At 47.2% G+C, this 23,419-nt stretch carries 16 protein-coding genes; 10 read left to right on the plus strand and 6 right to left on the minus strand.

Annotated elements, in window-relative coordinates:
- Positions 1 to 760 precede the first annotated feature (760 nt).
- Positions 761 to 3,670 (minus strand): TIGR03960 family B12-binding radical SAM protein, encoded by a 2,910-nt coding sequence (locus QUB35_RS09315; RefSeq protein ID WP_333141440.1) that lies wholly within the window; start codon positions 3,668 to 3,670, stop codon positions 761 to 763.
- A gap of 257 nt (positions 3,671 to 3,927) precedes the next feature.
- On the opposite strand from QUB35_RS09315, the gene QUB35_RS09320 reads away from it, so the two are divergent.
- Positions 3,928 to 5,049, plus strand: a complete 1,122-nt coding sequence (locus tag QUB35_RS09320) for a transposase (RefSeq protein WP_333141442.1) — start codon at positions 3,928 to 3,930, stop codon at positions 5,047 to 5,049.
- A gap of 560 nt (positions 5,050 to 5,609) precedes the next feature.
- Positions 5,610 to 7,160, plus strand: coding sequence for a reverse transcriptase domain-containing protein (locus tag QUB35_RS09325; protein WP_333141444.1), 1,551 nt, complete (start codon positions 5,610 to 5,612; stop codon positions 7,158 to 7,160).
- Between the two features lie 171 nt (positions 7,161 to 7,331).
- Here the strand turns inward: QUB35_RS09325 and QUB35_RS09330 are convergent, their stop codons facing one another.
- A complete protein-coding gene (locus tag QUB35_RS09330; RefSeq protein WP_333141446.1) occupies positions 7,332 to 7,685 on the minus strand; it encodes an STAS domain-containing protein in 354 nt (117 codons plus the stop codon).
- A gap of 383 nt (positions 7,686 to 8,068) precedes the next feature.
- Here QUB35_RS09330 and QUB35_RS09335 point away from each other — a divergent pair, with 383 nt between their 5' ends.
- Positions 8,069 to 8,266, plus strand: coding sequence for a hypothetical protein (locus QUB35_RS09335; protein ID WP_015176637.1), 198 nt, complete (start codon positions 8,069 to 8,071; stop codon positions 8,264 to 8,266).
- 612 nt (positions 8,267 to 8,878) lie between these two features.
- Here QUB35_RS09335 and QUB35_RS09340 read toward each other — a convergent pair.
- On the minus strand, positions 8,879 to 11,707 hold the full coding sequence (locus QUB35_RS09340; protein WP_333141448.1) for a PAS domain S-box protein: 2,829 nt from the start codon (positions 11,705 to 11,707) through the stop codon (positions 8,879 to 8,881).
- Between the two features lie 766 nt (positions 11,708 to 12,473).
- On the opposite strand from QUB35_RS09340, the gene QUB35_RS09345 reads away from it, so the two are divergent.
- The 4 genes from QUB35_RS09345 to ftsY all read left to right on the plus strand — a co-directional run bounded on the left by QUB35_RS09345 (position 12,474) and on the right by ftsY (position 16,968).
- A complete protein-coding gene (locus QUB35_RS09345) occupies positions 12,474 to 12,716 on the plus strand; it encodes a hypothetical protein (protein ID WP_333141450.1) in 243 nt (80 codons plus the stop codon).
- A 399-nt stretch (positions 12,717 to 13,115) separates the two neighbouring features.
- The gene (locus tag QUB35_RS09350) at positions 13,116 to 13,841 is read left to right on the plus strand and encodes a DUF502 domain-containing protein (protein ID WP_333141452.1); all 726 of its coding nucleotides are present in this window, start codon (positions 13,116 to 13,118) and stop codon (positions 13,839 to 13,841) included.
- Positions 13,842 to 14,262: 421 nt separating this feature from the next.
- Entirely contained in the window at positions 14,263 to 14,895 is a 633-nt protein-coding gene (nusB, locus tag QUB35_RS09355; RefSeq protein ID WP_333103525.1) for a transcription antitermination factor NusB, read from the plus strand.
- Between the two features lie 315 nt (positions 14,896 to 15,210).
- Positions 15,211 to 16,968: a signal recognition particle-docking protein FtsY gene (gene ftsY / locus QUB35_RS09360; RefSeq protein WP_333141454.1), complete on the plus strand. Its 1,758-nt coding sequence runs from the start codon at positions 15,211 to 15,213 to the stop codon at positions 16,966 to 16,968.
- Between the two features lie 358 nt (positions 16,969 to 17,326).
- On the opposite strand, the gene QUB35_RS09365 is transcribed toward ftsY, so the two are convergent.
- Positions 17,327 to 17,512, minus strand: coding sequence for a hypothetical protein (locus tag QUB35_RS09365; RefSeq protein ID WP_333141456.1), 186 nt, complete (start codon positions 17,510 to 17,512; stop codon positions 17,327 to 17,329).
- A 132-nt stretch (positions 17,513 to 17,644) separates the two neighbouring features.
- Here QUB35_RS09365 and QUB35_RS09370 point away from each other — a divergent pair, with 132 nt between their 5' ends.
- The 3 genes from QUB35_RS09370 (at position 17,645) to argH (ending at position 21,031) form a co-directional block, all read left to right on the plus strand.
- A complete protein-coding gene (locus QUB35_RS09370) occupies positions 17,645 to 19,132 on the plus strand; it encodes a PP2C family protein-serine/threonine phosphatase (RefSeq protein WP_333141458.1) in 1,488 nt (495 codons plus the stop codon).
- Complete coding sequence (locus QUB35_RS09375; protein ID WP_333141460.1) at positions 19,122 to 19,361, plus strand: hypothetical protein; 240 nt, start codon at positions 19,122 to 19,124, stop codon at positions 19,359 to 19,361. The genes QUB35_RS09370 and QUB35_RS09375 overlap by 11 nt, the downstream gene beginning before the upstream one ends.
- Before the next feature lie 284 nt (positions 19,362 to 19,645).
- On the plus strand, positions 19,646 to 21,031 hold the full coding sequence (gene argH / locus QUB35_RS09380; RefSeq protein WP_333141463.1) for an argininosuccinate lyase: 1,386 nt from the start codon (positions 19,646 to 19,648) through the stop codon (positions 21,029 to 21,031).
- Positions 21,032 to 21,130: 99 nt separating this feature from the next.
- Here argH and QUB35_RS09385 read toward each other — a convergent pair whose 3' ends face one another.
- A complete protein-coding gene (locus QUB35_RS09385; protein WP_190738786.1) occupies positions 21,131 to 21,322 on the minus strand; it encodes a hypothetical protein in 192 nt (63 codons plus the stop codon).
- An 802-nt stretch (positions 21,323 to 22,124) separates the two neighbouring features.
- Positions 22,125 to 23,312: an RNA-guided endonuclease TnpB family protein gene (locus QUB35_RS09390; RefSeq protein WP_333141465.1), complete on the minus strand. Its 1,188-nt coding sequence runs from the start codon at positions 23,310 to 23,312 to the stop codon at positions 22,125 to 22,127.
- Between the last annotated feature and the right edge of the window lie 107 nt (positions 23,313 to 23,419).

Below are 23,419 nucleotides of genomic sequence, written 5' to 3' on the forward strand. Positions count from 1 at the left end.
GGTCAGTCGATTTTAGATTTTAGATTTTAGATTTTAGATTTACTCCACAGATGAATCTGGGAGATTGAACTTTAATCGAAAATCTAAAATTTTTGGTTCTCCACGAATTAAGTCGGGGGCTTATTTCCGTTTTTTGACGGGTCAGTCGATTTTAGATTTTAGATTTTAGATTTTAGATTTACTCCACAGATGAATCTGGGAGATTGAACTTTAATCTAAAATCTAAAATTTTTGGTTCTTCACGACTTAAGTCGGGGGCTTCTCTCCGTTTTTTGACGGGTCAATCGATTTTAGATTTTAGGTTTGAGATTTTAGATTGACTCCACAGATGAATCTGGGAGCTGGAACTTTAATCTAAAATCTAAAATTTTTGGTTCTCCACGACTTAAGTCGGGGCTTCTCTCCGTTTTTTGACCCGTCAAAAACATCTATTGTTGAATACCCGCTCTGCGGTTTGAACCGTGAGATTTTTGAATAAGCCGACCACCGACAACCAGTCGATCGATCGAAATTAATCGCTAAATTTGGTTCACACCCTCCGGCGGGTTTGGCGCTAGATTTAGCCCGTGAATGTACAACAAAAAGGCTTGAAGTCTTGAACAGAAGCAAATTGCACCCAGCCCGCGTTGCTGGTTGACGAGGGCGACGAGCGACTAAAGCGCTCGAGCCGCCGCGGCTTCCATAACAAGCGATTATAGCGTGAAACGACACATCCCGATCGAGAGCCGAAGGTGAAAAATTCCACCACGGCTTCCCTATCTTAACCATAACCTAGGATTAGCTGACTACGCTCAACCTGCAGAAGCTGAATTTCCTGCTGGCTGACTTGTTCGAGCATGAAAACAATATGTTCTGGCTTTAGCAAGTTGCCATCGCTGCGACAACTGCCGATAAAGCGCAAGACGGCTCTACCTTCGGATGTAGTACCAGAGGCAGAGGTGCTGCGGTCGGGTTTCTGATCTACAAGTTCTAGTTTGTGCAGTCGATCGCGCAAATTGACATTGTGCGTCTTTCCAGACTTAGTAGTATGCACCCGCCAAAAAGCCTCGGTTTCGGCGATCGTCTTGACCCAAGCATCCCAATTGGCATCAGGAGCCACGGAGACAGGAGCAGTATTTTCCCGGTCTAATTGGTCATTTTCTGTCAAGGAGCCTGCCGAGGTCACAGTAATTACGTACTCCGCTGCTTCTAACAACTGGTTAGCAGAAGGAGCCTTGAGATCGATCGACTCAACCTTGTAAATCGGAATATTTTCCGGCAGCTTAGCGGCCAACTTTTCCCGAAAACTCTCAATATCGATCGACTCAGTTAGCTCAAAATCGGCAATTTCCCCAGTGCTGGTAACACCCAGAGGCAGAGCATTTGCCAGAGAAATCCGAGGGTTCGGGTGAAACCCGCCGGTAAACGAAATCGGCAAATCGGCTCTGCGGACTACTCGATCGAACAATCGGATCAAATCCAAATGACCAACCAAAGCCATATCGCCCACCTTCCCGAACCAAACCCGAAAACGCTGTTTCCGCTCAGTATTCGGGACAAACTCCCCAGCAAACTCAGGAATTGGCAGCGCATCCACAACCACATTGTGTCCGAAATCGGTGCCACACACCCCGCAGCGCGAACACCCTTCAAAGGAACAGTCGGGAACAGTCGCTGCTTCTAAAGCCTTTTGCAAGTCAATTTTCAGCCAGTTTTTGTCGATTCCCGTATCTAAATGATCCCAAGGCAAAGGTTGATCCAGTAGGGGCGGTGCCCCCGTGCCCGCCCCCGCTGGTAGGGGCGGTGTCCCCGTGCCCGCCCCCGCTGGTAGGGGCGGTGCCCCCGTGCCCGCCCCCGCTGGTAGGGGCAGTGCCCCCGTGCCCGCCCCCGCTGCTAGGGGCGGTGTCCCCGTGCCCGCCCCCGCTGGTAGGGGCGGTGCCCCCGTGCCCGCCCCCGCCGTTAAATTCATCCGTGTATCCGTGTCCGCATCCGTGTCGTGCTCCTCTTCCTTCTCAAAAAGATTCCACTCACCGCTTTCGACTTGGCGGTATTTCCAGGTAAGACCCGATTCATCGATCGCCTGAGTCCAAGCTTTGTAAGCCTGATCCAAACTTTCCCACCAGGCATCCATACCCGCGCCAAGTTCCCAAGCGCGGCGGACTACAGCAGCCAAACGTCGATCGCCCCGTCCGACAAAATCCTCCATTGCCGAAATCCGCACATCAGTGTAATTCACCTTGACGCCCCGCATCCCCCGAAACTCTTCCTTCAGGAGTTTTTGCTTGCGGGAAAACTCAGCAGTAGAAACCGAGTGCCACTGAAAAGGAGTGTGAGGCTTAGGCGTAAAATTAGAAATTGTCAAGTTAAAATTCAGTCCCCGCCTGCCATTGATCCTGCATTCCCTGTGCAGCCAGCGGACTGTTTCGGCGATGCCGAGAACATCAAAATCTGTTTCTCCGGGCAAACCGATCATAAAATACAGCTTGATTTTATCCCAGCCGCGATCGACCGCAGTTTTGACACCCCGAAGCAATTCTTCGTTGGTCAAACCTTTGTTAACGATGTCGCGCATCCGCTGAGTACCCGCTTCCGGGGCAAAAGTCAAACCGCCTTGTCGCGTACCGCCGAGAATGTCGGCAATATTATCGTCAAATCTGTCAACCCGCTGACTGGGTAGAGACAGAGAGATATTTTTATCTTTCAGGCGGTTTTTAATTTCCATCCCGACTGCTGGAAGTGCCAGATAGTCGGAACAACTCAGGGAAAGCAGGGAAAACTCGCTGTGCCCGGTGGCTTGCATCCCCTGTTCGATCGCCTCTACGACTTGCTGTGGTTCGACATCGCGCGCGGGCCGAGTCAGCATTCCCGGCTGACAGAAGCGACAGCCGCGGGTGCATCCCCGGCGGATTTCTACTGTCAGTCTGTCGTGTACTGTCTGGACGTAGGGAACCAGGCCGATCGAATAAGCTGGTATGGGAGTTGCCACGCGGCGCAGAATTCGTTCTGGAACTTGCGGGCGGTTGGGATGAACAGAACCGTCGGCCGCCATATCGTAGAATTGCGGGACGTAGACGCCTGGAATTTGCGCTAAATCCAGCAGCAATGCTTCTCGGCTCAAATTATTTGTTTTGCCTTCTGCCAAAATCAAGCCAATTTCTGGCAGCAACTCTTCTCCATCTCCCAAAGCGATGAAGTCAAAAAAGTCCGCGTAGGGTTCGGGGTTGGAAGTTGCCGTTTGTCCGCCAGCAAAAATCAGCGGCATTTGACCGTTTTGGGGATTGGTCGCTCTTTCTTGCCAAGTTAGTGGAATGCCGGCTAAATCCAGCATTTCCAGAATGTTTGTTGCTCCGAGTTCGTAGCTGAGGCTGAAGCCCAGAATATCAAATTCTGTGAGCGATCGCCTTGATTCTACGGCAAACAGGGGAGTTTTGGTCGATCGCAGTTTTGCTGCCAAGTCGGCGGCGGGCAAATAAGCCCGATCGCACAACTGCCTCGGCAAAGCATTCAAAATGTTGTAAAGGATGATGTGCCCCAAATTGGAAGCACCAACTTCATAAACTTCTGGGTAAGTGAGAACCCAGCGCACAGACGCCGCGTCCCAAGGCTTGTGCGTAGCCCCCAATTCGTTTCCCAGATAACGAGCAGGCTGATTAATCTCTGCTGTAAGTAATTCTTCGACTTTTACTGCCACGGCTCGACTCGCTAAATAGTTGCGACTCTTAAGCAGCCTACCTTAAAATCTGCCAATACGCCAACGACAGTCGTCTGTCTTTTCGGCCATTTAACCGAATTTGCTGTGTTTTGTTGCCTGTTCTCGTCGATGAGGAGGCTTTATCAAAGAAATGGGTTTAAAACCCCGTCGTTCTAGGACGGCTTTAATTCCTTCTGAATTTTCCCGATCGTGTTAAAATAGTATGGCATACTAAAGTAGTAAAACAGCTAAAAATAATGAAAGCAAGGTTCCAATACAGATTCTATCCAACCGATAGACAACGCCAGAGTTTGGCTCAGTTGTTTGGTTGTGTAAGAGTTGTTTGGAACGATGCTTTGGCTGTTAGCAGATGTGGCAAATATCCTGGGTACAACACTCTATCCAAGTCTCTAACTATATCTAAAAAGACAGAACAAAGGGCATGGTTGAACGATGTTTCATCCGTGCCGCTGCAACAATCCCTCAAACAGTTAGAGGTTGCTTACAAAAACTATTTTGATTTCCTAAAAGGGAAGAGAAAAGGCAAGAAAGTGGGTCAACCCAAATTCAAAAAAAAGACTAACAGTCAGTCTGCAACTTTTGCTAAAACAGGTTTCTCTATCAAAGGTGAGTCCGTGTATCTGGCAAAAATTGGAAATGTTAGCCCTATTTGGTCTAGGGAGTTACCATCAGAGCCTAGCTCTGTAACTGTACTAAAGGACTGTGCTAATCGCTATTTCTTGAGCTTTGTAGTAGAAGTTAAGCCCGTTCAAATTGATGCTAAAAACCCAAGTGTCGGAATTGATTTAGGGATTAAAACTTTTGCTGTGATGAGTAATGGGGAGAAAGCTAAAAGTCCAGACTATAAAGTGTTAGATCGAAAAATTCGTAAACTCCAAAAAAAGCTAGCTCGGCAATCTAAAGACTCGAAACGCAGAAATAGAACTCGGATTCAGATAGCCAAACTGCACAATCAAATTGCAGACACCCGTAAAGATTTCTTGCACAAGCTGTCAACCAAAATTGTTAGTGAAAACCAAACTATCGTTTTAGAAGACTTGAATGTGTCTGGAATGGTCAAAAACCGCAAACTTGCTAGAGCTATTAGTCTTCAGGGATGGAGAGAATTCCGAACTTTGTGCGAGGCAAAGTCTGAGAAATTTGGTCGAGACTTTAGAGTAATTAGTCGCTGGGAGCCTACCAGTCAAATTTGCTCGGATTGCGGCTTTAAGTGGGGAAGACTGGATTTAAAAATCAGATCGGTTCAGTGTTTGAATTGTGGCACTGAACACGAACGCGATGAGAACGCTGCAAAAAATATAAACAAAGTCGGGATAGGGCATTGCCACGACTCTAAACGGAGTGCGACTCGTTTCTAGGTAAATCAATAACCTAGAGTCCTTACATCGCCTGGGTTTCGACCCTTAAATAAAGTAAGGACAACTGTAGAGGGATGGAGGTGCAAGTCCTCCCCATTAAGGATGATGTGACGCCAAACCTACCCACACAGAGACTGATCATCAAAGTGAAGCTGGGAATAGGACGGGAAAAACAAGGGCTGTGATGCCTGGATACCCGTTAGGCAGGCTGACATGGATAACAAACGTGAATCTTCGGAAAAAGCATCCAAAGAGTACCGATGGAAACGAACATCGGATAACCACACAAGACCCGCACTGAAATTCCGTTAACAAGTGCAATCCTGGGTTGTGGTGGGTGAAGTGGAGAGTCCTAAATCAGTAATTATCACTCTACGGAACGAAGAAAAACGCTTAAATCTCCTGGGGTGGTCGAACAACCCAGGTAGGGCAAATCAAAGCCACATATGAAATAAGCGGGTAGGATGTGACCGAAACGGCAAGAACTAAGGACTCAAGCCTAACTGGTCACGGTCGATAGAGACTAAATCACTTAAGTAGTTGGCTCAGAAATGAAAGTTATGGCGACTCAAGAAATTGAAGTTGATAATTGGAAAGCATTGCCGTGGAAGAAATTCCAGAAGCTTGTCTTCCGCCTGCAAACAAGGATTTATAAAGCTCGGAAGAATGGCGACCGCAAGCTAGTGTGTAAGCTTCAGAAGTTATTACTCAACTCCCAGGCGGCTAAATATTTAGCCGTCAGGCAAGTCACCCAATTAAATCAGGGTAAAGCCACAGCAGGGGTAGACGGCAAAACTGCACTGAACTACAAAGAACGGATGCAATTAGCCCAAGACCTTCTAAAAGGCTGGAAGAAGTGGGAACACCAAAAACTACGAAGAGTAAATATCCCAAAAAAGGATGGCACTCAACGGAAATTAGGAATACCCACTATTAGTGATAGAGCGTATCAATGTCTACTCAAGTATGCGCTTGAACCCGCCGCCGAGGCAACATTCCACGGCAATTCATACGGGTTTCGACCAGGAAGGGGGGCGCACGATGTCCAGAAACGACTGTTCTCAGCCTTAAGGTCTACCAGCGATGGAATATCCAAAACCATACTGGAAATGGACATTGAAAAATGTTTTGACCGGATAAGTCACGAGACAATTCTGGAAAAGACAGAACTGCCAAAAATCGCTCTTAAGGGTTTAAGACTTGCCATTAAAGCAGGAGTTAGAGGGGAGTACCCATCGTCAACGGCAGGTACTCCACAAGGGGGGGTAATTTCCCCACTATTAGCCAATATAGCTCTCAACGGAATCGAAGATTGCTTCAAGAATAAAAACATCACCTGTTTAAGGTATGCTGACGACCTCGTATTTCTCTGTAAACCAGGGGTTGACCAATACGGACTACGTTTAAGCATCAATTTATTTCTTGAAGAACGAGGGTTGCAGGTTAAAGAAAGCAAAACCAAGCTCGTAAAGGCAACAGAAGGATTTGATTTCTTAGGATGGAACTTCAAAGTCAAGCCTAATGGAAAATTCATCAGCACTCCATCCCAGGAAAATACCCAAAAGGTAAAAGCCAAGATTAAAGTGACGATGAAAGATAGTAGATTCACCCTCCTTCAAAGAATCGCCAAATGCGGCTCATTGGTAAGAGGCTGGAGAAACTATAACCAATTCTGTGATATGACCTCACACGACCTATGGGCACAAGCCTATTGGACATGGAAATATATCCGCAAACAAGGGAGTTTCGACCGTCAAGGTACAACTGAAGTAATCCATAAGGCATTCCCTATGGTACCTTGGAGAGCTTGTTCCCATAACAATGTGACCGGAGATAAATCCCCGTTCGATGGCGATTTAACCTACTGGGCTAAGAGAGAAAACAAGAATTACTCAGCGATTAACACATCACTTCTGAAGCAACAAAATCATAAATGCAAAGCTTGTGGACTGTCATTTCTCAGTGGCGATAAGGTAGAGCTACATCATGCGGATGGAAACCATAATAATTGGCAGAAATCTAATTTACAGATGCTCCACCGTCAATGTCACCAACACCAGCCTATCCACGGAGAAGCCCGTGTAGCTCGAAATTCTCAAAAGGAAAAGTAGATATTGACGCTTGAGCTGTATGCAGTGAAAGCCGCACGTACAGTTCTGAAGGAGAGGTGTCCTGTGGCAACATAGGCATCGACTCTAACCACAGAGACAGAGTAAGACGACTTCGGTTGCGTCAGTCAGTGAAGTGTCAAGAATCACCGCACTTTTAGGGCGGTGAGTATGTCAACAGTGTTGTTTTACGCAGGAGTTTTCGGCATCAAAGCTATCGACATTTTCAAATATCTCAAAAACTCGATCGAGTTGGCTGAGTTCCAGAATCATCTTAATCCCAGGGGATACCGAGCAAAGACTAAACCTGCGCCCCATTTTTTTCGCCTGCTTGAGGCCCGAAACCAATGCCATCAAACCTGCACTGTCAATAAATTTTACTTCGGCCAAATCTACGAGTACCGCTACAACTCCGGGGGCTGCAATTGCTGTCGTTAGTTGTACGTCGAATTCTCCGGCGGTGGCTGCATTCAGGTAGTCTAGGGGTCGAATCACCGTAATTGGTTTATGGGCAAGAAGTGTCTGCATATGTCAAACCTATGATTGCTACGTATTTTCAACTACTGCGCTGGACGGATGTAAGCCTAAACCTACTTGATTACTCTGAGCCTAACTTAATTTGAGGCAAACTGACCAGTTGTTGTCAGTAGTTTTACTGAATCTTTATTTATTGACTCTTTTTTATGAAGTTTTGCGTAAGATTTGGGGAGGAAACGTAAGCTACTATACTATTTTTTATTTATGCCTGTAGGTTTAGTCTTGGCAACTATAAAAATTGCGATTGACTTTGCCGTAGCTGTTAGATAAAACTGAACAATGTAATTTAAATCACTTATTAGTTCTGATCTAGATCACCTGTTTGCTCGACAGTTTAGAGGAGAATAAAACTGTACGGAGTTCTCCGACTTACTATGCAAGCAACTCATGCTATTCGTCAACTTGTAGAAAAAGCCCTCTACATTAAGCAGTTGACGCCTGACATTGAAAACGAAATCAATTACGAGCTCACCCGTTTGGGGTACATCTCGGATATTGATTATGAGGCTTTAGAGTTATTAATGGATGAAATGGATGCCGGTCGGGTGCAATTGGTATCTAGTCGTCGATAGTGGGAATCGGGCGGCGAGTCCACATCCAAGAATCAAAAAATCCTTGCACGGCGGGCAATAGAGGAGTGTTATAAGCATTTACGCCGGCCGAAGATTTTTCTAATGAAGCATCTCGTTGCTGAACTTGATATTTGAGGAGATACTGTTAAGGGCGATCGTCCCTGCACCTGTGATCAAAAGCTAAAAACTTTGACTTAAATTAAATCTATAACTTTTGGGGTATGACAAATTAGGTTGATTGTGATCCACTTTTTGGCTTAATGAAGCACCTAGTTGTGAACTTGATGTTTGAGGAGATACTGTTAAGGGCGATCGTCCCTGAACCTCATACAATTTTAGATTTTAGGTTTTAGATTTTAGAAGTCGGACTGCTGATGATCAGGGTTTGAAACTTTTCTACAGTTGCATTCTTTTTAAAAGCTGTTATCAGTATCAAAAACTACAGACTGTGATCTAAATTAAATTTATAACTTTTGGGGCTTGACAAATTAGCTCTAATTCTGATTAATACTAAAAAAAGTTTTTCTTGGATTCGAGCGATCGCTCGAATCCAAGAAAATTGATGTGTAGTTACGACATCGGTCATCGCGGAGTCAATCTAAAATCTAATATCTAAAATCTAAAATCGTTCGATCGCGCCGCCAAACTTGCCACCACCGCCACCAACTCAGCAGGCTCGATCGGCTTGGGCACGTAAATTTGAAAACCCTGCTGCAGTGCCCGTATCCGTTCCTGTACCCTACCAACCGCCGTGAACGCCAACGCCGGAATTTCCCTATCCACCAGGAGCGATCGCACTTGCTGCAGCAAAGCCTCTCCATCAGGGGCCTGCATCTCGATATCGATCGCCAACACATCTGGATTCAGCCTTTCAATCGCCTCCAGGGCTTCGATTCCCGACCTAGCGGTCTCCACCAAGGCCCCGCAATCTTCGAGCACTGTACAGGTAAAATCGAGGGAATCAGCGTCGATATCGACCACCAACACCCGCACTCCCGAAAGATTGCTGCTGACAAAAGACTCCTTTACAGCGGCTGGCGTCTGGCTTTGAGGAGCCCCAAACTCCCCCGACCCGGAAACAGAAAATCCGCCGTCGCCACGCGGCTGTTTAATTGGCAATCTCACCAAAAAGCTCGCTCCCTGTCCCTTCCCAGCCGATGCCGCTTGCACCGTCCCCCCGTGCATTTCCACACAATGACGCACTAGCGCCAAACCCAAACCCAATCCGTTGTACGATCGCCTTATAGAGCTGTCAGCTTGGCTGAACCGCTCGAAAACATGGGGCAAAAACTCTTGTGAAATCCCTTGTCCCGTGTCGCTGACCTCAATTTCCACACAAGCGGGCGACAAATTTTTACAGCAAGCGGATTCCTCACGGGCCATCGTCCCCTCCACCTTCCGCACCGCCACCCTCACCTGTCCGCCATCGGGAGTAAACTTAATCGCATTCGACAGCAAATTCCACGCCACCTGTTGCAAGCGGCCGGCATCGCCACAAATCCGCCCCACAGTTGGGTCGAAATCCGTCACAATTTCAATATTTTTTGCCCCAATCGCGGGCGCGAGAGTCTTTATCGCAGCCTCAACAGTCGAAATCACATCCACCCACCGCAAATTCAGCGACAATTTCCCGGTAATAATCTGTGACACGTCCAGCAAATCGTCGATCAGAGTTGCCAGCGAGCGCGTATTGCGGTCGATCGTTTCCAGAGCGCGAACAGTCGTTTTTTCGTCAAACTTGCGGTTTCGCAACAGTTGTGCCCATCCCAGCATCGCATTCAGCGGCGTCCGCAATTCGTGGGACAAAGTTCCTAGAAACTCGTCTTTAATCCGGTTCGCCCGCGCCAATTCCTCGGCTCGATCGTGCAGTTCTCTTTCCAACTGCTTGCCAACCGTCAAATCGAGAATAAAAGCCACAGATTCTTGTCGCTTTTGCGCCAGCAAAACATATCCGATCAGCACCGGAATCCGGCTACCGTCTCTCCTCCAGAATTCCTTTTCGTAGGGAGTGCAAACTCCCGTTTCTTGTGCCTCTGCAATCCCCTTCTCGTCGAGAGATCGATACTCCGCCGGCGTGCTCTCAATCCAGTTTAATTCCCCGCGCTGCAACTGTTCCCGCGTGTAACCAACTATCCGCAAAAATTCATCGTTGGCCTCCATGATACGGCCGTTAACATCCCCGAACATAATGCCGATCAAGTTAGCTTCGACCAACATTCTCAGCTTTTCTTCGCTAGCTTTGAATGCAGCTTCTGCTTGCTTGCGATCGCTAACGTCTTGAATGTAAGCCGACAAACCAGAATCCGAAGGATAAAAACGAACCTTCAACCACTTATTCCATAGCTGCACGAATTCTTCATACTCGACCGTTACATTTTCTGCTAATGCTTTGGCAGCCATTTTGTAACACTGTAAATCGACCGCCCAGGGAAATATCTCCCAAACATTTTTACCGATCAGTTCAGCTTGTGACTTGCCTAAAAGCTCTTGAGCTTTCTGGTTGACATAGGTATAGTTCCAATTTAAATCTACTGCGATAAAAGCATCGGTAATGCTTTCGAGAATGTTAGTAATTCGATAGTTTGCCGATTGCAGCGCTTTAGCTGTTTCTTCTGCTTGCAACCTCGCTGCTTGTTCGCGGGACAAAGCAGCAGCGCGTTCTTGTTCTGCCTGTTTCCGATCGCTAATATCGATGTAAGAACCGATGTAACCTGCAAAAGTGCGATCGGGCCTGTACCGGGGTACGCCTGTACCCAAAACCCAGCGGTATTCCCCGTCATAGCGTCTCAGCCGGCATTCGAGCCGGTACTCGCTGCCAGCGTCGAAGGCTTTTTGGTAAATATCCAAACATTCTGGCAAGTCATCAGGGTGCAAGTTTTCCATCCAACCCGTGCCCATTTCTTGCGCCAAAGTTCTACCGGTAAACTCCAGCCAAACTTTGTTAAAGTAATCGCCAAGTTGGTCAGTGTCCGACATCCAAATCATTACCGGCGCGGTATCTGCCATAATCCGAAATCGAGCTTCGCTTTCCTGCTGCTGTGCTTCGGCTTGCTTGCGCTCGTTCCGTTCTTGAACTTCCCGCAGGGCCCGCTCAATCGACGGCACCAGGCGTATCAAACGGCGTTTGAGAACATAATCAGTAGCGCCGCTTTTCAAAGTTTCGATCGCCACTTCCTCGCCCAAAGTAGCCGACACAAAAATAAACGGCACTCCCGGACAAGTAGTGTGGGCGATTTCCAGCGCAGCTATCCCGTTAAAACAAGGCAGCATATAATCTGCCAAAATAATGTCAAAACGTTGTTTTTCCAGCGCCGTGGCAAAGTCTTCTCGATTTTCCACACACACCAGAGAAAATTGGAGCCCGCCATCCATTAGATATGCCTCAATCAGTTCGGCATCTAGGGGACTGTCTTCTACTAAGAGGATATTGAGCGTTTTCACAAAAATTCCTTTTACTTAAATATTAATTCTCGGATACAAAATTTGATCTGGCTGCGGCTTTAAGTGAAGCCCAAAAAAGTCTTGCGTTTTGAATCGCTTAAAAAAATGTAAAAATCAATTGGTTTCATGAGTTGAGCATTCACATCTCAATCCTAACTTCTCATCAAGTCTATTGCTGCTTGCCGCGAGGTAAATCCCCCCTCTGACTTGATTGGCTAGTACGCTTGTTTTTCCTTAACTTTCGTCTGCGTCCCAGGAATCGGCACCGCTGGAGTCTTGCTTCTATGCAACCGTTTAGCTATACCCTGTTGAACAAATAGTTTCGCGCTTCTGGCTAGAAACAACTAGCTATGTAGTAATTTATCTCGCTTGCTACTAACTACTGCTACCTCGTTTGGCAGATTATTTTTTTGTAGTGATGCCCATGTTAATTCTATATTGTTTTGTCGCTCCTCTCAAACTCCAATTCCCTTGAATTCTCCCCTTATTTCCTGAATATCGATCGATCCTGTCAAAAAAAGTCAAAGTTCCTGGTCTGTCTGCTTTACTTTTTGCGGGATTTGCCTGCCATGCAATACTTGCAACCGGGCCAACAGTTGGCTTGTCGATCGCCGTCGCCCCTCAAAAATTAAACACTACTTACTAACAATATTCATGCTGCATCTATCTAAAGATAGATTGTTGCAGAGACACTGAACTCAACCTGCAGAGATTCCCCTGAATTCGGTAAAACTCCTATGTTGCACCTTTTTCGAGAACAGGCAAGATGCCTGTTCCACAAAGAGTGAATTTGATTGTGGGATGGGCATCCTGCCCGTCCCTAAAAAGCTTATGGAAAATGGTGCAAGATATAAGTAAAACGAAGTGCCACCCCACCGAAAATCTGAGAAAGTTCGATCGACCAATTAATTCCCGATACAAATCACAGAAAATTTTATTTGGACTCGCTACACTTCGACTCCCCGGCTGTCTCAGACCACGAATTTCAAAGGTGGTACCCGCCACGTGATTTATCCGTGGAATCAATCCCAAATCGAAAATCTAAAATCCTCAAGCCCCCGCATTTATCCGTGGGGTCGCCTCTAAAATCTAAAATCTAAAATCTAAAATCTAAAATCGATTGACCGATCGGCTTATTGATTGAACTGACCCAAAATGTCTTAAAATATACAATACGGTGAGCTGCTGCACAGCCCGCATATATTAAAATCAAGCGCCAACTTGCAATAATTCTTTAAAATAGAGGTACAGCACCGGCGATCCCTAACTCTTCCCCCTCAGAAAGGGTAGGGTTTAGCAGAATTGAAGACGATCGTCTATGGTGACATCCAGTAAAGCCCGTGCAGTTGCTTTAGTCTCAGCTTTATTCAGGTTATTGGGAACCAGTTACGAGGAGATTTGACCCGCCGTGCTCCAACGCATCAAACAAGACTTAAAAAACGACCTGATCGCAGGACTATTGGTAGTGATACCCTTAGCTACAACCATCTGGCTGACAATTACCATCGCCAGTTGGGTGATCAATTTTCTCACCAAAATTCCCAAGCAGATCAACCCTTTTGACGGACTCCACCCGATTTTGGTGAATCTGCTAAATCTTTTAGTAGGGCTGGCTGTACCCCTGCTGAGCATTTTAGTCATCGGCTTAATGGCCCGCAACATTTTCGGCAAGTGGCTGCTAGACTTTGGCGAACGGCTGTTGCAGGCAATTCCCCTAGCCGGTTCGGTTTACAAAACCCTCAAACAACTGCTGGGAACCCTCCTCAAATCAAACGACAAATTTCGCCGCGTGGTGTTAGTGGAATATCCCCGGCGGGGAATCTGGACTTTAGCATTTGTGACCGGTACGATCGAGAGTAACGATATCCCGCCTCACCTTTCCGGTGAAACCCCGATCGGCATTTTCATCCCCACCACTCCCAACCCCACCACCGGATGGTACGCTATAGTCCCGGAAGCAGATTTAGTCAATTTGTCAATGTCGATCGAAGATGCCTTTAAAGTCATCATCTCCGGCGGCATCGTCAACCCCAGCAACTCAGTTCCAGTAAACCCCGAAAACATCAAGGGCAAAACACTCGAACCCTTGGTATCCGAATCAAGATACCAGGCTGTCCCAGTCGAAGAAGACTAAACCAAGACATCTTTAGTGGCCCTTCAGTTGACAGTTGACAGTTGACAGTTGACAGTTGACAGTTGACCGCAAAAGGGCGACCTCTAGCTGGAAGGAAGAGGATTGGAGTAATGAATAGTCTTCTTTTAATTTCTCCCGATCAGGCTTGGGGCTTTAAACCAATTCTTTCTGGTAAGGCCGTGTAAACTTTCCCCATAGCAGATAATATTTCGACAAAACCAGCCCAAACCGAGAAAGCCTATACTCAGAAACCCGGTTTCGAGCATAAATCTTGGGTTTGACAGCGAAGTATCTGTAAACTACCCGCCGCTGGCGAGTCAGACGGCTGGTTTTGTACCGCTTTTAGTCGAGTTTTCTGCTAAAGTTCAAGTCCGCGCGCGATCGAAAAACTTCCTAAATTCTCAATCCCTATCTAAAAATTATGAAAAAAGCCCGCGAAACAGCACGCGAACTCGCACTCCTCGGCATCAGCCAACTGCCGACGAATCCAGAACTCTTAGAAGCCAAGAAACTGCAAGATGTTCTCCTCGCGGCCATCCGCACCCTGACAACAGAAGTTCAAGAATCCCTAGAAGCAGCAGCATCCGAAGTGCAGCGGAGTAGCGACAAACTGCTTGCCAGCGAAATCCGTGCCGCCGATATACAAAGTGCTAGAGCAATGGTGCGGGAAGCAGTCGAACTCACCCAAACCGCCATCAACCGTCTCGGTTCAGCAATGGAGTTTCCAGAACTGATCCAGCTAGCCAACCAGCAAGATGTCCGCACCTATGCTTTGCAAATCCTGACGAAAGTCAGCGCCAACCGTGTTCAAATTGACGAATTGCTCTCGGAAGCCCTTGTAGACTGGCAAATAGAACGGTTGCCCCGGATCGATCGAGATATCATGAGAATCGCGATCGCCGAAATGCTATATCTCGGCTTACCCGAACAAGTGAGCGTCAACGAAGCCGTCCAACTCGCAAAACGCTACAGTGGCGACGAAGGACATCGCTTCATCAACGGAGTCCTCCGCCGAGTAGTCGATAAAATCAACGCAGAAGTTGTTAGTCCCTAGTCCTTAGTCAGTAGTCCTTAGTCAGCAGTCATTGGTCATTAGTGATTGGCAATCGGCAATCGGCTCTACACTAGGGACTGAGGACTAATGACTAATAACTATAGTCCTTAGTCAGTAGTCCTTAGTCAGCAGTCATTGGTCATTAGTGATTGGCAATCGGCAATGGGCTCTACACTAGGGGCTGAGGACTAAGGACTAATAACTATAGTCCTTAGTCAGTAGTCATTGGTCATTAGTGATTGGCAATCGGCAATCGGCTCTACACTAGGGACTGAGGACTAATGACTAATAACTATTCTCTATTCCCAATTTCCTATGGTATTTAATTGGTTTCGTCGCCAGTACAGCGAAAATAAATCTTCTGAAACAGAAGCAACCCCCGAACAGCCCCAAGATGAGTCGGCAAAATCCGCACCGGTTGAGCCTCAAACAGATGCAACGGAGCAAGGCTCTCCTGCTGTAGCGGAAGATTATCTTAATTGGGCAAAAGCTGCTTACAAAAATATTCAAAAACAGCAAAAACCCGAAACAGAAGTTTCTGAGACAGCAGCGCCGGATGTTCCAGCAGCCGAAGCAGAAATCGCGACAGTTGAAGAAGTTGCAGAACCGGCGACTATTGAAGCAACCGAGCCGATCGAACTTGAACCAGCACCCACAGCAGCAACTGTTGCAGAAGTTCCAGAAGTTGCAGCACCAGCAACAGTTGAAGCTACCGAGGCGATAGAACTCGATGCAGCAACGCCCGCAGAAATTGCAGAAACTCTGCAACCAACAGCCGGGGCGATCGACATTGCACCTATAGCTCAACAATTAGAAGTTACAGCAGAAAATATAGAAATTGCCGAACCTGCAACTGAGGTTGTAGAAACCGAATCACTCGCATCCGACGGCGAAGCAGCCGAAGCCCTGCCGTTTTGGGCCAGAGCTCAGGCCGATCGCATGGAGCGCATCGAACGCCTCAAAGAAACCGCAATTGAAGAACCCGACGTAATTGCAGCCGCCGCCGAGAGAGCGGCAATTATCGAAGAAATTCCCGGTTTCGCCTTTGACGAAGGCTTCCTGTGGTCTTCAGAAATCTTAGCCAGTCAAGGCCGCCGCCCAGACCAAGTATCAGTTGAAGAAATCACTTGGCTGCAAAAACTGCGGAAAGGCTTAGAAAGAACTCGCCGCAGCTTAATTAATCAACTAAAGGCGATCGTCGGTCAAGGCCCGCTCAATCAAGACGCAGTAGCCGAAATTGAGACTTTGCTCCTACAAGCCGATGTCGGAGTCGCAGCCACCGACATCATTATCACTCGCCTCCAAGAAAGACTCAAACAAGAAGTGCTGCCGCCAGAACAGGCTCTAGCCTACCTGAAAACCATCCTGCGCGACATTCTGGACGCTCCCTGTGCCGAAACCGCCGCCGGTAATCCCGCCTACAGCCTGACATTTGCCCCGGAAAAAGACACTTTTAACATCTGGTTAATCGTAGGAGTCAACGGTGCGGGCAAAACTACGACGATCGGCAAACTGGCCCACATTGCCCAAAAATCCGGCTACAAAACCCTGATTGCTGCCGCCGACACTTTCCGTGCCGCCGCCGTCGAACAGGTGAAAGTTTGGGGCTCCCGCAGTGGGGTCGAAATTATTGCCAACCCAGGGAAAAATACCGATCCGGCTGCTGTCGTGTTTGATGCGATCGCCGCCGCCAGCGCCCGCGGCACAGAACTCCTGATCGTAGACACCGCAGGCCGCCTGCAAAACAAAAAAAATCTGATGGACGAATTAAGTAAAATCCGTCGCATTGTAGATAAGAAAGCCCCAGGCGCTACCGTAGAATCTCTACTGGTCTTGGATGCGACACTAGGTCAAAATGGTTTGCGACAGGCAGAAGTGTTCGCAGAATCGGCAAAATTAAGCGGAGTAGTATTGACAAAACTCGACGGTTCTGCTAAAGGTGGTGTTGCCCTAGCCGTAGTGCAGCAGCTTGGTCTGCCAATCCGCTTTATTGGAGTCGGGGAAAGCATCGAAGACTTGCGCCCGTTTTCTAGTTACGAATTTGTGGAAGCCCTACTCGATTTTAGATTTTAGATTTTAGATTTTAGATTGATCAGGTATCTGTGGTCGTCCCGATTTTTGGAGGCGGATACAGAGGTTCAACATCTTAAATCCTTAACCTCAAACTACCATCGCAGGACTTGCGCCGATCGCCCGTGGCGAGTAAAAACTAAATATCTAGAAACAATACCTTCGTTCTGTTATTGCTTGGTTGCCCTCAAAGCGCGAGCTAAAGCCAGGGTGTGAAAATAAGCTCAAATGTAGTATCAGTATGCTGTCTGATTGCATAGTCTTCCCGATCCCCCTGGCGCCCCCCTAATAGTGGGGGGGGACGGGAAAGGGTCAAAGTCCCCCTTCTTGTTAAGGGGATTTAGGGCGTATCTAGACTAAGCTATAAACGAGATTTCTTGAGAATTTCCGACTTAAGTTGATACCAATGTCCTAGTGTCCAACTTACTTCCTCAAACCAAACTGCTTGCTCGAAAAAAAACGGGTTTCTGTTCAAGTGGCCCGTAATATCAACTCCGCTAGGATCGGAATTGTAAAATCGAATCAACAGTCCATACTCAACTATCATTCAGCTCTTCGACTGACAGTCAACAGTCAACAGTCAACAGTCAACAGTCAACAATAATTCCGGTGCAACCGGAATTGATATAAGTCCTCAATCATTCCTCCTCTGTCTAAGATCGAAAATCACAAATTTAAAATGACTGCTGTGCCTTTGCCTCGCCCCTCACCTCAACCTGCTGACCGCCCTCCGGGTCGCAATTCCACCGACGCGACGCCAGTATTTGCCCTCAAAGAACTGGTGGCGCGTTTGCACCGATATCAGCACAATGTTCAAGATATGTTGGGTTCGCTGGGATTTGCCCTGCGAAGTTTTAACAATCTCAACCAATTTTTGGAGTTGGTGCCTTTGGTGGCGACTCGCGTTACTGACGCCGACGGGGGAGCTTTAGTGCTGTTCAAACCCAACGGTCAAGTCAGGTTCCAGCAGTTGCATTGTCAGGAAGGACGGCAGTGCCAAGATATGCGAAAAGCGCTGGAAATAGCCACCAGGCAAGCTACAGCAGGTGCGGGCGCTACTGCTGGAACGTTTTCGGAAACCTCTGGGCAAACTTCTAGTCTAGACTTGCAAGTCGGTCGTTATTTGGGCCCGGATGTTCATTTGTTTGGGGCGCCAATTTTAGTCAACAATTTGGAACGGGGACGGCTTTATGTTTTTAGCAGTGATCCGCAATATCTCTGGACTCCCAGCAGACAGAAATTAGTTCGGTTGGTGGCGGATCAAACCGCCGTGGCTATTTGCAAAGACGAACTTACTGTTAAGTTGGCGGAAAAAGACCGCTTAGACAGAGAGTTAGAAATCGGGGCGGAAATTCAATTGCGGCTGCAACCCCGGAGTTGTCCGAAAATTCCCGGCCTTGACGTGGCCGCCCGCTGCCAAACTGCTAGCAGAGTCGGCGGAGATTATTATGATTTTATTCCCGCTGACTATGACCCGATCGGCAAGGAGAATGAGGGGGAAAGCCCCCCATCCCTAATTAAAAATCTCAAGTCCAAAATCGACAAGGGCCGCTGGAGCATTGTCATCGGCGATGTGATGGGCAAAGGAGTACCAGCGGGCCTGTTGATGACGATGACACGGGGTATGCTGCGGGCGGAGGTTTTGAACCGCCACTCGCCGTCGAGAATTTTGCAACATTTAAACCGGGTTATGCACGCGGATTTGGAAAATTCCCACCGTTTTGTGACTCTGTTTTATTCGGAGTATGACCCGAAAACTCGCGTTTTGGCTTACAGCAATGCTGCTCACCACCCGCCTTTGCTGTGGCAAGCTGCAACTAATTCGATTCTTCAGCTTGATACTTTGGAGGGAATGTTAATTGGGCTGGATGCTGATTCGCATTACCAAGAAGCAAGCGTGCAATTGCAGCCAGGAGATACTATTATTTATTACACAGACGGATTTACCGATGCTGCTAATCAAAGGGGCGATCGGTTTGATGAGGATAACTTGACCTCGGCTTTTCAGTGGGCCTGTCAAAATTATCAGCAGTCTGAAGAAATTTTGGATTATTTGTTCGATCGCGTACACCAGTTTATCGGCATCGGCAATCGTAACGAAGATGACATGACACTGGTTGTACTGAGGGTAACACCTTTAGCAGGAGAAAATCACCATGATAGTTAATTTAATGCCGGAAATTACTGCTGGATTAACCAGTTCGATTAATTGGAACGATGTGGCTCACGTGGTAGTTGTGAAATCTCATTTGAGTTCGACGGTGGTTTTGGCTCAAAGTTACGAAATTTTTACGAATTTCCAGAAAGCTTGGAAAAATTTTGTTGACACTGGTCAAATAGGAGCTTTTTTTATAGGTATTTTTGTTGGCTGGTTCTTTAAAGGGATTTTTCGTTAGAGTTCTTGTCGAAGAAGCTATCGGTAACTGATTTAAAAGGTTTGTCGCCCAAACTTCACTTCTTTCTGATGCAGCAAAAGTTTCACAATTTTGTAGTCAAGACTTCAGTTTTTTCTGGTCAAAAGATGTATAAAAACTTTGTAGTCAGGACTTGAGTTTTTTCTTACAAAATTTGGGAGGACTAAAGGGCTGACTACAAACCGGAGGAAAGACTAAAGTCTTTACTACAAATCGGTTTATATAGACTTCTGCAACAGAGATATAATCTAGTTTTAGCTTCAGCAATGACAACACAACAAAAAACTTGGAGTCAAAGATTTGAATCGGCGCTGCACCCGGCGATCGCCCGATTTAATGCTAGTATTGGCTTCGATATTGAATTGATTGAGTATGACTTGACGGGTTCTGTCGCTCACGCTAAAATGCTGGCCAAAACGGGGATTATTTCCGCAGCCGAAGGCGAACAGTTAGTCAATGGTTTGGAACAGATCCGCCGGGAATACCGCCAAGGACTTTTTGTTCCGGGAGTTGATGCAGAAGACGTTCACTTCGCTGTAGAGAAGCGGCTGACGGAGATTGTGGGGGATGCTGGGAAAAAGTTGCACACTGCCCGATCGCGCAACGATCAAGCCGGCACTGATACTCGCTTGTATTTGCGCGATCGCATCGCCGAAATTCGCGAGCAATTACGGGAATTTCAAGGGGTTTTGCTCGATCTTGCCGATCGTAACGTGGAAACTTTAATTCCCGGTTACACTCATTTGCAGCGCGCTCAGCCGATCAGTTTGGCTCATTACCTGTTAGCTTATTTTGAAATGACCGATCGCGATTGGGAACGTCTCGGCGATATCTGCAAGCGGGTGAATGTTTCGCCTTTGGGTTGTGGCGCGCTGGCGGGGACGACTTTCCCGATCGACCGACATTATACTGCAGAACTCTTGCATTTTGACAAGGTTTATGCTAATAGCTTAGATGGAGTGAGCGATCGAGATTTTGCGATCGAATTTCTCGCTGCAGCCAGCTTGATTATGGTACACCTGAGCCGCTTGTCAGAAGAAATGATTTTGTGGTCTTCTCACGAATTTGGATTTATTACGCTCAAAGATAGCTGCGCTACTGGTTCTAGCATCATGCCCCAGAAAAAAAATCCCGACGTGCCGGAGTTGGTGCGGGGCAAAGCGGGGCGGGTGTTCGGTAACTTGCAAGCCTTGTTGGTAGTAGTGAAGGGACTTCCTTTGGCCTACAACAAAGATTTACAAGAAGATAAAGAGGCTTTGTTTGATACCGTAAGAACGGTACAGGGTTGCTTGGAAGCAATGACCATTTTGTTGCGCGAAGGAATCGAGTTTAATGGCGAGATCCTCGCTGCTGCTGTTACGGAAGACTTTTCTAACGCTACAGACGTAGCCGACTACTTGGCCTCCAAAGGCGTTCCCTTCCGGGAAGCTTACAACCTTGTCGGCAAAGTCGTCAAAACTTGCCTTTCGGGGGGCAAACTCCTCAAAGATTTGACACTTGAGGAGTGGAAAGACTTGCACCCAGCCTTTGAGACAGACATTTACAGCGCGATCGCACCTCAGCAAGTGGTGGCAGCTCGCAATAGTTACGGGGGTACCGGGTTTGAACAAGTGAGAAAATCACTTATCGCTGCGCGCGATCGAATCGCCTAAACATCGTTGAATTATTGGACAAATTCCGGCTGGCTATCTCTCCTTAGAACGATCGTGTTTTCCACTCTGGTTCTAAGTTCGGCAGATAGCCTGACTCAATTAATCTTCAGCAGCCGCCATGTCTTTGTCTCTGCCGCCACCGCTCATGGCGCCCATGCCACCGCCGTTACCGCCGTCAAATCGCCTTCTCTTGTTGGAGAACATATCTTGATTTCTCCGCTTGCGAAACTTGCGAGCGTATGCTTGATTTCGTTGTGCCTTCTCTTTCTTGAGATTGCGGCGCTTAGCCATTCTGACCTCACTAATAAACATTGACAGTCCCCGGGCTTTCACGCACGGGGATTCTTAAGTTTGACACTCTGTGCACTCTTGGTGACTGAGATTCTTGGTTCAGCGAAGTCACTTGCTTGCGACAGGATTTCTCCAGCCAAAATATAGGTGTCTTCTCCCCAAGCGTAAATTCCGGTATGCCCTACCGTACTCGATCGGTTCTCTTTCTGTAGCTAGGTTTTGTTCAAATTTAGCTTTCGTGACGCTGCCACAACAATCGCAAGCGATATGGTTTAGGCTTCTGAGTCCTGTTAAGGAGATCGAGAACTTCCTTCAAGGTACTCCAATCGTTTCCCTCTACGGCGTTTTAAAGTGAGGAACACGTCCAGCCCCACTGATATTATCAAAAGGAATTGGTTCGTCTCGTTGTCCACCCGTCCACGGCTCACAGCTATGCTTATGAGATTGTGGAGGGGTGGAATCAGGAGTCTCACGCGCCTTTTATCCCACACTAACCTTCGATCGGTATAGTGTGGGGATTCCTGTCTGCCTAGCTAAACCGCAACACCGTTAGGTGTGACTACGCACTCAACTAATCCAGTTAAGTTATTACGTTGGCTAGTTATACTCAATTTTAGACCGATGACGATCATAGCACACCCGGTACAAGACCCAGAAAAAAGAGCACCGGGATTCAAGTCGCTGGGAATCTGGGTGCGATGGGACGCAATGTAGTCAATCTTGCAGAAGATTTCTATAAACTCTTGACAAAATACGACAATTGACATCCACCCAGGCGTAAACGCACGGGGATTCCTCAACCTCACGATTCAGGTTTCTGCTTCTGTCCCTTACGGGGTTTCGCACCAGCCTTAACAGATTTACTCTGTTGGGGTCTTACAGTCGCTCCACAGACTGACACGGCAAGCCCTGCCGCCAAAATATTTTTTGCCGCATTAATATCTCGGTCATGGCGCGTCCCGCAATTAGGACAATCCCATTCCCGGATATTCAACGGCATCTTGTCAACGATATGTCCGCAATTGCCACACCGTTTTGAACTCGGAAACCATCGGTCAATCTTAATTAAAGTGCGACCGTACCAATCGCACTTGTAATCAAGTTGTCTGACTAATTCCGCCCAACTTGCATCACTTATTGCAAGGGCCAGTTTGGGATTTTTTACCATATTCTTCACAGCTAAGTTTTCTACGGCGATGGTTTGGTTTTCACGCACCAACCGTGTTGTTAGCTTATGAAGATTATCTTTCCTTGCATCAGTGATTTCTTGATGCACTTTCGCTACTTTAAGCCGTGCTTTGTGACGGTTGTTTGACCCTTTTTGCTTGCGACTTAAAGCTTTCTGCGCTCTTAAGAGTTTGCGATACTTTGCCTTGAATCCTTTGGGATTGGCAATCTTTTCGCCGTTGCTCAAAGTGAGCAAGCTTGTAACTCCCAGGTCGATACCGACTTGATTATCTGTTCTGGGTAATGCTTCAATTTCAACCTCTACCAGCAGAGAAACTGACCACCTACCTGATGGTGCAAGCTTTACTGTAATTGTTGATGGTCGGCAACCATCAGGTAGTGTCCGGCTCCAGCGAATTGGTAACGCTTCTGTGCTTTTTGCTAGGTAGACTTGTCCATCTTTGAACTTGAATGCTGACTTGGTAAATTCTGCACTACCACCATTGCGTTTCTTTTTGAAGTTAGGATATTTTGCCCGCCCATCAAAAAAGTTGGTATAAGCCGTTTGTAAATGTCTCAAGCATTGCTGTAATGGCACACAGCTAACTTTGTTCAGAAAATCTAGTTCTTCGGTTTTCTTCCATTCGGTTAACATTGAAGAAGTCTCAGCATAGCCTACCCGTTTCTGTTGTGCGTACAAAGCTTCCGTTCTTGTGGCTAAAGCACGGTTGTAGACCAAACGAACACAACCCAAAGTACGTCGCAACAAACTTTCTTGTTCCGGCGTTGGGTAGAATCGATAGCTGAAGGCTTTTAGTGTCATGCTGACCTTAAGTACGCTGTTTCACATACTAGCACGTCTTGTGTGAAATGGTATATCTTAACAAAAATTCAGGTAAAGCCTTCCTAAAAGGACGGGGTTTGAACCCT

This window comes from Microcoleus sp. B13-B6, assembly GCF_036705405.1.
GTDB lineage: Bacteria > Cyanobacteriota > Cyanobacteriia > Cyanobacteriales > Microcoleaceae > Microcoleus.

Excerpts from the sequence above, each read along its gene's own strand:
- QUB35_RS09320 (WP_333141442.1), top strand. The coding sequence starts at position 3,928 with ATGAAAGCAAGGTTCCAATACAGATTCTATCCAACCGATAGACAACGC.
- QUB35_RS09325 (WP_333141444.1), top strand. The coding sequence starts at position 5,610 with ATGGCGACTCAAGAAATTGAAGTTGATAATTGGAAAGCATTGCCGTGG.
- QUB35_RS09330 (WP_333141446.1), bottom strand. The coding sequence starts at position 7,685 with ATGCAGACACTTCTTGCCCATAAACCAATTACGGTGATTCGACCCCTA.
- QUB35_RS09335 (WP_015176637.1), top strand. The coding sequence starts at position 8,069 with ATGCAAGCAACTCATGCTATTCGTCAACTTGTAGAAAAAGCCCTCTAC.
- QUB35_RS09345 (WP_333141450.1), top strand. The coding sequence starts at position 12,474 with ATGCCTGTTCCACAAAGAGTGAATTTGATTGTGGGATGGGCATCCTGC.
- nusB (WP_333103525.1), top strand. The coding sequence starts at position 14,263 with ATGAAAAAAGCCCGCGAAACAGCACGCGAACTCGCACTCCTCGGCATC.
- ftsY (WP_333141454.1), top strand. The coding sequence starts at position 15,211 with ATGGTATTTAATTGGTTTCGTCGCCAGTACAGCGAAAATAAATCTTCT.
- QUB35_RS09365 (WP_333141456.1), bottom strand. The coding sequence starts at position 17,512 with ATGATAGTTGAGTATGGACTGTTGATTCGATTTTACAATTCCGATCCT.
- QUB35_RS09370 (WP_333141458.1), top strand. The coding sequence starts at position 17,645 with ATGACTGCTGTGCCTTTGCCTCGCCCCTCACCTCAACCTGCTGACCGC.
- QUB35_RS09375 (WP_333141460.1), top strand. The coding sequence starts at position 19,122 with ATGATAGTTAATTTAATGCCGGAAATTACTGCTGGATTAACCAGTTCG.
- argH (WP_333141463.1), top strand. The coding sequence starts at position 19,646 with ATGACAACACAACAAAAAACTTGGAGTCAAAGATTTGAATCGGCGCTG.
- QUB35_RS09385 (WP_190738786.1), bottom strand. The coding sequence starts at position 21,322 with ATGGCTAAGCGCCGCAATCTCAAGAAAGAGAAGGCACAACGAAATCAA.
- QUB35_RS09390 (WP_333141465.1), bottom strand. The coding sequence starts at position 23,312 with ATGACACTAAAAGCCTTCAGCTATCGATTCTACCCAACGCCGGAACAA.